At 61.6% G+C, this 9,302-nt stretch carries 8 protein-coding genes; 5 read left to right on the forward strand and 3 right to left on the reverse strand.

Annotated features, from left to right (window positions below):
- Position 1: 1 nt before the first annotated feature.
- The 3 genes from argH (at position 2) to FEZ60_RS12875 (ending at position 4,837) form a co-directional block, all read left to right on the forward strand.
- Positions 2–1,444, forward strand: coding sequence for an argininosuccinate lyase (argH, locus tag FEZ60_RS12865; RefSeq protein WP_095886403.1), 1,443 nt, complete (start codon positions 2–4; stop codon positions 1,442–1,444).
- Between the two features lie 144 nt (positions 1,445–1,588).
- Positions 1,589–4,570, forward strand: a complete 2,982-nt coding sequence (locus FEZ60_RS12870; protein ID WP_172936201.1) for an acyl-CoA synthetase — start codon at positions 1,589–1,591, stop codon at positions 4,568–4,570.
- 60 nt (positions 4,571–4,630) lie between these two features.
- Complete coding sequence (locus FEZ60_RS12875) at positions 4,631–4,837, forward strand: Trm112 family protein (protein ID WP_033230778.1); 207 nt, start codon at positions 4,631–4,633, stop codon at positions 4,835–4,837.
- Here the strand turns inward: FEZ60_RS12875 and FEZ60_RS12880 are convergent.
- The 3 genes from FEZ60_RS12880 to FEZ60_RS12890 are packed head-to-tail and all read right to left on the reverse strand — an operon-like array spanning position 4,834 to position 6,925.
- Positions 4,834–5,442 carry a TetR family transcriptional regulator gene (locus FEZ60_RS12880; protein ID WP_033230777.1) on the reverse strand — a complete coding sequence of 203 codons (609 nt, stop codon included), beginning with the start codon at positions 5,440–5,442 and terminating at the stop codon, positions 4,834–4,836. The two genes, FEZ60_RS12875 and FEZ60_RS12880, sit on opposite strands and share 4 nt — an antisense overlap.
- Complete coding sequence (locus FEZ60_RS12885) at positions 5,439–6,194, reverse strand: ABC transporter permease (RefSeq protein WP_033230776.1); 756 nt, start codon at positions 6,192–6,194, stop codon at positions 5,439–5,441. Before FEZ60_RS12885 ends, FEZ60_RS12880 begins: the two co-directional genes overlap by 4 nt.
- Positions 6,191–6,925, reverse strand: a complete 735-nt coding sequence (locus FEZ60_RS12890) for an ATP-binding cassette domain-containing protein (RefSeq protein ID WP_172936202.1) — start codon at positions 6,923–6,925, stop codon at positions 6,191–6,193. Before FEZ60_RS12890 ends, FEZ60_RS12885 begins: the two co-directional genes overlap by 4 nt.
- An 84-nt stretch (positions 6,926–7,009) precedes the next feature.
- On the opposite strand from FEZ60_RS12890, the gene FEZ60_RS12895 reads away from it, so the two are divergent.
- Both FEZ60_RS12895 and tyrS read left to right on the forward strand, forming a co-directional pair.
- Positions 7,010–7,621: a DNA-3-methyladenine glycosylase gene (locus FEZ60_RS12895; protein WP_172936203.1), complete on the forward strand. Its 612-nt coding sequence runs from the start codon at positions 7,010–7,012 to the stop codon at positions 7,619–7,621.
- 19 nt (positions 7,622–7,640) lie between these two features.
- Positions 7,641–8,918 carry a tyrosine--tRNA ligase gene (tyrS, locus tag FEZ60_RS12900; protein ID WP_092800134.1) on the forward strand — a complete coding sequence of 426 codons (1,278 nt, stop codon included), beginning with the start codon at positions 7,641–7,643 and terminating at the stop codon, positions 8,916–8,918.
- The last annotated feature ends 384 nt before the right edge of the window (positions 8,919–9,302 follow it).

A 9,302-nucleotide genomic window follows, 5' to 3' on the forward strand; every position in this document is an offset into this window, starting at 1 on the left:
AATGACTGCGCACGGTGTCGGAGACGCCCAAAAACACGGCACTAATGAGGGCGCGTTGTGGGGCGGGCGGTTCGAATCCGGACCGGCCGCCGCCATGGCGGCCCTGAGTAAGTCGACTCACTTCGACTGGGTTCTGGCTCCGTACGACGTGCGGGCGTCGCAGGCTCATGCTCGCGTGCTGAACAAGGCCGGTCTCCTCAGCGAAGCCGACCTTGCCACCATGCTCGACGGTTTGGAGCGCCTCGCCGCTGACGTCGCAAGTGGTGCCTTCGGGCCCAGCGAGTCCGACGAGGACGTGCACGGCGCACTCGAGCGCGGCTTGATCGAACGAGTCGGTCCCGAGGTCGGTGGGCGTCTGCGTGCCGGCCGTTCGCGCAACGACCAGGTGGCGACGCTGTTCCGTATGTGGCTCCGTGATGCGGTGCGCCGCGTTGCGGACGGAGTGCTCGACGTCGTCGACGCTCTTGCCACTCAAGCGGCTGCACATCCGGATGCAGTCATGCCGGGTAAGACGCACCTGCAGGCCGCTCAGCCCGTGTTGCTCGCGCATCACCTCCTGGCACATGCACATCCGTTGTTGCGTGACGTTGCGCGTCTGCGTGACTTCGACGTGCGAGCTGCGGTGTCCCCGTACGGTTCCGGCGCGCTCGCCGGTTCCTCGCTCGGGCTCGACCCCGAAGCCATTGCGGCAGAACTGAAGTTCGACAGCTCTGCGGAGAACTCGATCGATGCCACGGCGTCGCGCGACTTCGCTGCCGAGGCTGCGTTCGTGTTGGCGATGATCGGCGTCGACCTGTCGAGGATGGCCGAAGAGGTCATCATCTGGAGTACACCGGAATTCGGCTACATCACGCTCGCCGACGCGTGGTCGACCGGATCGTCGATCATGCCGCAGAAAAAGAACCCGGATGTTTCCGAGCTCACGCGCGGTAAGTCGGGTCGTCTGATCGGCAACCTCACGGGATTGTTGGCGACGCTCAAGGCGCAGCCCTTGGCGTACAACCGCGATCTGCAAGAGGACAAGGAACCGGTCTTCGATTCGGTTGCGCAACTCGAAATGTTGCTCCCGGCCATCACCGGCCTGGTGCAGACCCTCGAGTTCCACACCGAGCGCATGGCGGAGTTGGCTCCGGCCGGCTTCACACTGGCCACCGACATCGCGGAATGGATGGTTCGTCAGGGCGTTCCGTTCCGTGTCGCACATGAGGCCGCAGGCGCGTGTGTGCGTGTCGCCGAGGCTCGCGGCGTTGGACTCGAGGATCTGACCGACGAGGAACTGGCCGGAGTCGACGCGTCGTTGACGCCTGCCGTTCGGGAAGTGCTGACCGTCGAGGGCTCCATCGCCTCACGCAACGCACGTGGCGGAACCGCAGGTGTCCGGGTGGCCGAGCAACTGAACGGCGTACGCACGCTGGCTCAGTCGCTGCGAGAGTGGCCCCTCTAAATCAGTCATCGGTTGTCGGTGTTGTCGTACGCGGTCAGAGAGGATTTTTCCTCACTGGCCGCGTACGTGTTCTCGGGGGCAGTAGGCTTGTTTAGCTCGACACGAATGCGACAGAGTTTTTGACGCGAGTTACTTGGGAGTGAAATGGTGGGATTGAATTCCAAGTCGGTGCTGGGTCCGCTTCGGCGGGTGGTCGCGACAGCGCAGAACGGCCTGGAGGTTGTTCGTCTGGGTGGACTCGAGACGGATCTGACAACCTCGCCGTTCGAGATCGTCGAACGTGCGCCGATGTACCGTCTGCGGCGGTATTTTCCCGACACCGATCCAGGGGAGACCGGTCCGCCGATCGTATTGGTCCCGCCGATGATGATGTCGGCCGGTGTGTACGACGTGACGCGCGATCAGGGGGCAGTCGGCATCCTGCACGAGATGAGACTTGATCCGTGGGTGGTCGACTTCGGTGAACCTGACGCCCAGGATGGTGGCTGGGGCCGTAATCTTGCAGACCACATCATCGCGCTCAGTGAGATCGTCGATCACGTTCATCGGCATACCGGCAAAGACGTTCACCTGTCCGGGTATTCGCAGGGCGGAATGTTCGCCTACCAAGCTGCGGCATATCGGCAGAGCCGAAACATCGCCAGTCTCATCACTTTCGGAAGTCCCGTCGACACGCTTGCGGCGCTCCCATTCGGTATTCCGGCCGGGATAGCCACGTGGGGAGCAGACTTCCTCGCGGATCACGTCTTCAACAGGCTGGCGGTCACGGGGTGGATGGCCCGGACAGGCTTCCAATTGCTCGATCCCGTCAAGACGCTCAAGTCGCGTGTCGACTTCCTACTGCAACTTCACGATCGTGAGGCACTCCTGCCGCGCGAACAGCAACGACGCTTCCTGGCGACGGAGGGATGGGTCGGCTGGTCCGGGCCCGCTGTTGCCGAACTGCTCAAGCAGTTTGTCGTGCACAACCGGATGATGTCCGGCGGGTTCGTCATCAAGGATCAAGCGGTGACGCTTGCGTCGATCACCTGTCCCGTTCTGGCATTTGTCGGCGAGGTCGACGACATCGGGCAGCCCCAAGCGGTCCGCGGGATCACGCAGGCAGCGCCGCGAGCTGACGTCTACGAATCAACCTTGCGCGCTGGTCATTTCGGCCTGGTCGTTGGTTCCGTCGCCGCAAATCACACGTGGCCGACAACAGGCGAGTTCGTGCAGTGGATCGAGCAGGGCGGAACACGGCCGGCACGCGTCGAGCGCATGCCGCAGGGCCCGTACCCCGAGGACGAGACCGGGGTGTCGATGAGCAATCGGATCATTCACACCGTGGCCTCGGTAGCCGAGGTCGGCGTCGGCGTGACCAAGGGCATCAGCGATCTGGCCAGCGGAGCATTGCGCGGGACTTTCGAATTGTCCGGCGAGGCTGCTCGGGCTCTGCCCAGGTTGGCCAGGCTCAATCAGATTCAGCCGCACACCAAGATTTCGCTCAGTGCGCTCTTGGCCGAGCAGCGCCGTAAGGCTCCGGCAGGGGAGTGCTTCCTCTTCGACAACCGGGTCCATACCTACGAAGCCGTCAACATCCGCATCGACAACGTTGTTCGCGGTTTGATTTCGGTTGGAGTGCGCCCGGCAGCGCACGTCGGCATTCTCATGGAGACCCGGCCGAGTGCACTCGCTGCTATCGCCGCGCTGTCGCGACTCGGAGCTGTTGCAGTCATGCTCCCACCGGGCGGCGACATTGCGACGGCGGTGAAACTCGGAAATGTCGATCGGATTATCACCGATCCGGAAAACGTTCAGGAAGTGCTCGCAGCGGGGCGTCCGGTACTGGTACTCGGCGGCGGTGACGCGCGTGGGTTGAGCGTGGATTCCGCGCACGACGTCATCGATCTCGAGCAGATCGACCCGACGACGGTCAGTCTGCCGGGTTGGTACAGGCCTGATCCGGGGATTGCGCGCGAACTTGCCTTCATCATCTTCGCGGAATCCGGTGGCCGACTCGAAGCCAAGCAGATTACCAACTACCGGTGGGCGTTGTCGGCATTCGGTACGGCCTCGGCTGCCGACCTCGACCGGGGCGATACCGTGTATTGCCTTGCGCCGCTCCATCATTCGTCAAGTTTGCTGGCGACAATCGGCGGCGCAATGGCAGGTGGCAGCCGGATCGCGCTGTCGAGGGGGCTGGACCCGGCTCGATTTGTCGAGGAGATCCATCGCTACGGCGTCACCGTGGTGAGTTACACGTGGTCGATGATGCGCCAGATTCTCGACGAGGATCTTCTCCTGCTCGACGGTACTCATCCCGTTCGGTTGTTCATCGGATCCGGAATGCCGCCGGGGCTGTGGAAGCGCACCACCGAGGCGTTCGATCCTGCTCAGATCCTCGAGTTCTACGCCTCAACCGAAGGTGACGTGATCCTCGCGAATGTGGCCGGATCGAAGATCGGGTGCAAAGGACGTCCGTTGCCCGGTAGTGCGCGGGTGCGACTTGCGGCGTACGACCCGCTCAGCGGCCGGATCCTCGAGAACGAGGACGGGTTTGTCCGCGAGTGCGCCGACGACGAGGTCGGGTTGTTGCTGGGTCGTGCAGGATTCAATGCCGATCTGTCCGGTGGTGCCATGCGCGGACTCTTCGAGGCCGGAGATTCCTGGATACCCACTGAAAACCTGTTCCGCCGTGATTCCGACGGCGACTACTGGCTGGTCGACCACAAGAACACGGTGATCTCGACTGTGCGTGGACCCGTCTTCACCGCTCCGATCGTCGACGCACTGTCGAGTGTCTCGCGGGTGGACCTTGCGGTGGCGTACGCGGTAGGTGAGGCACCGTTCCAGTTGGCTGTCGCCGCGGTGACCTGTTTGCCCGGCCGCAATTTCCGTGCCGCAGAACTCGCCGAGACGTTGGACCACCTCGACTTCGATGCGCGTCCGGACATCGTGCACGTGGTCGACGAGATCGCCGTTGGATCGTCGTTCCGGCCCAATCCCGCCGTGCTCGCAGCGGCCGGGCTTCCGGCTCCGGGACCGCGGACCTGGTATCTCGACTCCGAAACCCAGTCGTACAAGCGGCTGACCAAGGCAGTTGCGGCGCAATTGATGCCAACCAGGATGGGTACGGGTTCGCGGTGAGTATCGGCTCAGCAGGTAGCCTGAACCTGATCGGTTCGTGTTCGGTTTGAGAGGATAAACGTGGCTATTGATTCGACGTTGCTCAGCATTTTGGCCTGCCCGCAAGACAAGGGTCCACTGCTGTTGGTCGGGGACGAGCTGCTCTACAACCCTCGTCTGCGACGCGCATACCCGATCGAAAACGGTATCCCGGTATTGCTGATCGACGAAGCGCGCGATGTTGCAGACGACGAGCACGAGAAGTTGCTCGCCAAGGCAGAAGGTTAGATCGGTAGTTCGCCGGTAAGGTACCGCTGGAGGTTCGGAGCTACCAGCGGTACCAACGCGTCGACGCTCAGCGATTTCAGCGGTTCAAGCTCGAGAATGTAGCGAGTGACCAGGAGTCCAGCGATCTGCGACGCCACCAATTCGGCTCGAATAATTCCTGTCCCGGCCGGTGAATCCACCCGCGGGATGATGTCCCGCAAGACGATGTTCAGAAGGAAGCTCTGAATCAGTCGGGTTCCTTCGCCGGAAATGGCCGAGCGAAATGCGGCGAGAATGGCGGCCTGATGCTCCGATTCCCAGACACCGAGGACGGCAGTCAACAGACTCGTACCCAGTTGGTCGCTTGTAGACGAATGAACCGGGGCTAAAACTTTCTTCGGATCCAGCGGTAGGGCGATTGCGGCGGTGAACAGTTGCTCCTTGCTGCCGAAGTAGTGATGTATCAGGGCCGGATCGACTTGGGCTTCGGTTGCGATGGCGCGGACCGTGGTTCGTGCAAATCCGTTTTGCGAGAATGCGCGTCTGGCGCTCTCGAGGATCTGCGTCCGGGTCTCGGACTTTCCCGGCCGCCGCCCCGGCCGCAACGGTATGTTGTTGCTGCTCATGGGGTTCGGCGGTCCAGCGTTGCAGCGGCTAGTGTGAGGGCGGCCGCGGCAAAGAGAGCCATCACCGCGAGGTCGCGCCACATTTGGCCGGTGGCATCGGCGTGTATCGATACCTGCTGAAGTGCGTCGACGGCGTAACTCAGCGGTAAGACGTTGCTGATCCATTCGAGCCAAGTCGGTAGCTGGTCGCGCGGAACCAGGAGTCCGCAGAGGAACAGCTGTGGAACCACGACCACCGGCATGAATTGAACGGCTTGGAACTCGGTCTTTGCGAAAGCGCTGGCCAACAGACCGAGCGCCACTCCGAGGATTGCGCCCAGTACGGCGATGACTATCACCCAGCCGAGGCTTCCGGCGATAGTGAGACCCAGAAACCCGAAGGCAACGGCACACGCGAGGGCCGCCTGGGCTGCAGCCGACAACGAAAACGCCGCGGCATATCCAGCGAGAAGGTCAAGTTTGCCCATCGGGGTGGTGAGTAGTCGCTCGAGGGTTCCGGAACTGCGCTCACGCTGCATTGCTATGGAAGTGACCAGGAACATCACGACAAAAGGCAAGATCCCGAGCATAGTGATGGCGACCCGTTGAAACAGCGGTACTGCGCCTGGCGCTGTCGGGACGTCGACGTAGAGGAAGTAGAGCAGGATCATCAACAGTGACGGAACCAACAAGATCATGGCAACTGTGCGGCGGTCCTGACGCAGTTGCATGAGAATGCGAACTGTCGTTGCTCCGAAGATGGTGACACTCATGATATTTCGCCTCCCACCGGCGAGGTCCGGATGAGCTCCAGGAACGCGTCTTCGAGGCGTTCGCACCTGGTCTTCGCGCGAAGTTCGTCGGGCGTGAGTTGCGCAAGGAGGAAGCCGTCGCGCATCAGTATCAGTTCGGCGCAATGATCTGCTTCGTCCATGACGTGACTGGAGATCAACAGGGTAGTTCCGCCCTTGGCGAGATCAGCGAATCGCTCCCAGAGTTCAACTCGAAGGACGGGGTCGAGTCCGACGGTGGGCTCGTCGAGAACCAGCAGATCGGGATCGGCAACCAAAGCACAGGCCAGGGACACGCGTCCGATCTGTCCACCGGACAGGTCTGCGCTGATCTGGTCCGCGTAGCGAGTGAGCCCGACCGCGTCGATTGCGGCCCGAACATCGGCACCGGACTTTCCGTACAGCGATCCGAAGTACTGGACGTTGCGGTTGACAGTCAGGTCGCCGTAGACGCTGGGGGATTGGGTGACGTAGCCGACGCGTCGACGCAGTGCCGGTGTTCCGGCTTGATCACCGAGAACTCGTACGTCGCCGCTCTTGACGATCTGAGTTCCGACTATCGCTCGCATCAGTGTTGTCTTGCCGCAACCAGACGGGCCTAGTAGTCCGGTGACGGATCCGGCGGATACTTGCAGATCAATGGAGTGGAGAACCTCCTGCTTTCCACGGATGACGGTGAGTCCTCGGATGTCGATGGCAGGTGCTGTGGTCACGGTGAACCTCGATTCCGTTAATTCATCACATGTTGAATTGTGAAACCGGACGCGCCCCAGCGTCAAGGGGAAAGGCACAATCGAATGGTGAGCATCAAGCAGTTGGCGAGCGTGACTTCTCCGCTGGAGGCGGGACTGATCATTCTCGGTTCGACACTGTCAGTAGACGACGTCAGCCTTCGGATCGTCGAGGTGGAGGCATACGGCGGGGAGAAGGACGGACCGTGGCCGGACCCGGCAGCACATTCCTATCGGGGGCAGACGCCGCGTAATCGGGTGATGTTCGAGCGCGCAGGTTTGCTGTACGTGTACCGCAGCTACGGGATGCATTTCTGCATGAACATTTCGTACGGTCCGACCGGAGTGGCCGGTGGAGTACTCCTCCGCGCAGCAGAGGTCGAAGCCGGCCACGATGTTGTCTCCGGCCGTCGTTCACCGGATCGTCCGCCCCGCGATTGGGCGCGCGGACCGGGAAATCTCGGGTCCGCAGCAGGAATTACGTTGGCGGACAACGGGGCTGATGTCTTCGATCGGGATTCACGAATTCGACTGGACCTGAGCGAGTCGGACAACTGGGTAGCGGGGCCCCGGGTCGGTGTCAGCTCGGCAGCGGAGATCCCGTGGCGGCTGTGGATTCCTGATTCGCCGGCGGTGTCGGCCTACCGTCGAAGCCCGCGAGCGCCCGCCCTTTCGTGAGGGTGGGATGATCTAGTCCGTGACTGAGAATATTCTCGACGAACTGACCTGGCGTGGGCTCATCGCCCAATCAACTGATCTCGACGCTCTGCGTAAGGATCTCGAGGCCGGACCGGTCACGCTCTATGCGGGGTTCGACCCCACAGGGCCGAGCCTGCACGCCGGACATTTGGTTCCTCTTCTTGCACTCAAGCGTTTTCAGCGTGCCGGTAACCGCCCGATCGTTCTTGCCGGTGGCGCAACCGGTCTGATCGGCGACCCCCGCGACGTCGGGGAACGCACGATGAACTCGGCCGATACCGTCGCTGACTGGGCTGGACGAATCCGCAGCCAACTCGAACGATTTGTGGACTTCGACGATTCTCCGACGAGCGCCGTCATCGAGAACAACATGAACTGGACCGGCAAGATGTCGGCCATCGACTTCTTGCGCGACGTAGGCAAACACTTCTCGGTGAATGTCATGCTCGCGCGTGACACCGTCAAGCGTCGCCTCGAATCCGACGGGATGTCGTACACCGAGTTCAGTTACATGCTGCTTCAGGCAAACGACTACCTTCACCTCCGACGCGACCTTGGTTGCACCTTGCAGGTGGGTGGTTCGGATCAGTGGGGCAACATCATCGCCGGCGTCGAACTCAACCGTCGCGTGGATGGCGAAAGTGTCCATGCGATGACCGTCCCGCTGGTGACCTCGGCAGACGGAAAGAAGTTCGGTAAGTCGACCGGCGGCGGCAGCCTGTGGCTCGATCCGGAAATGACCAGCCCGTACGCCTGGTACCAGTACTTCGTGAACACCGGCGACGCCGATGTCATCAAGTACTTGCGTTGGTTCACGTTCCTGAGTGCAGAGGAATTGGCAGAACTCGAGACTGCTACCGCAGAACGCCCGCATGCTCGAGAGGCACAGAAGCGTCTTGCGGCGGAGATGACGACATTGGTTCACGGCGAGCACAACACACGGTCAGTGGAGTTGGCCAGCCAGGCACTGTTCGGAAAAGCCGAGCTGACGGAGCTCGACGAATCCACTCTGGCCGCTGCGTTGAAGGAAGCCTCGGTCAGTGAACTGGCACCGGGGGAGCCGCGGACGATCGTCGACCTTCTTGTCGCAAGCGGATTATGCGAAAGCAAGGGCGCTGCCCGGCGCGCTGTGAAGGAGGGTGGCGCATCGGTGAACAACCAGAAGGTGTCAGCTGAGGACTGGGAGCCGGCCGTCACGGATCTCCTGCACGGCAGCTGGTTGGTTGTGCGACGCGGAAAGCGCAACTTTGCCGGCGTGAAAGTACTGGCGAACTGACGTGTGTGGGGTCACAGTTGCCTAAAGTGACTCCTGAGCCCGCTGGTGGCTCGCCTGCAAGCGAGCTACCAGCGGATTTAACACAAAGATCATCCGCGACCTGGGAGTTTGACGCTCCGTTTTCCGTCGCGTAACTTTATCCAAGTCAGAGCGACACGGACACCAACCCCGACCGAGAGGCCGGGGACACGCGGTAGGACGAAGTCGGAGACAAGCACTTGCATCGGGAACTTGCTTCCCGGTGGTGCATAAGCTAAGATTGTAACCCTTGCCCCGGAGCATTCGACACTGGTTGATGCGAAGGTGTGCACGTGTTCTTTGAGAACTCAACAGTGTGTCGATGAATGTCAGTGCCAAATTATTTTGGTACTTCACATGTCGAAT

It is taken from the genome of Rhodococcus sp. MS16 (genome assembly GCF_013277795.1).
Taxonomy (GTDB): domain Bacteria; phylum Actinomycetota; class Actinomycetes; order Mycobacteriales; family Mycobacteriaceae; genus Rhodococcus_F; species Rhodococcus_F globerula.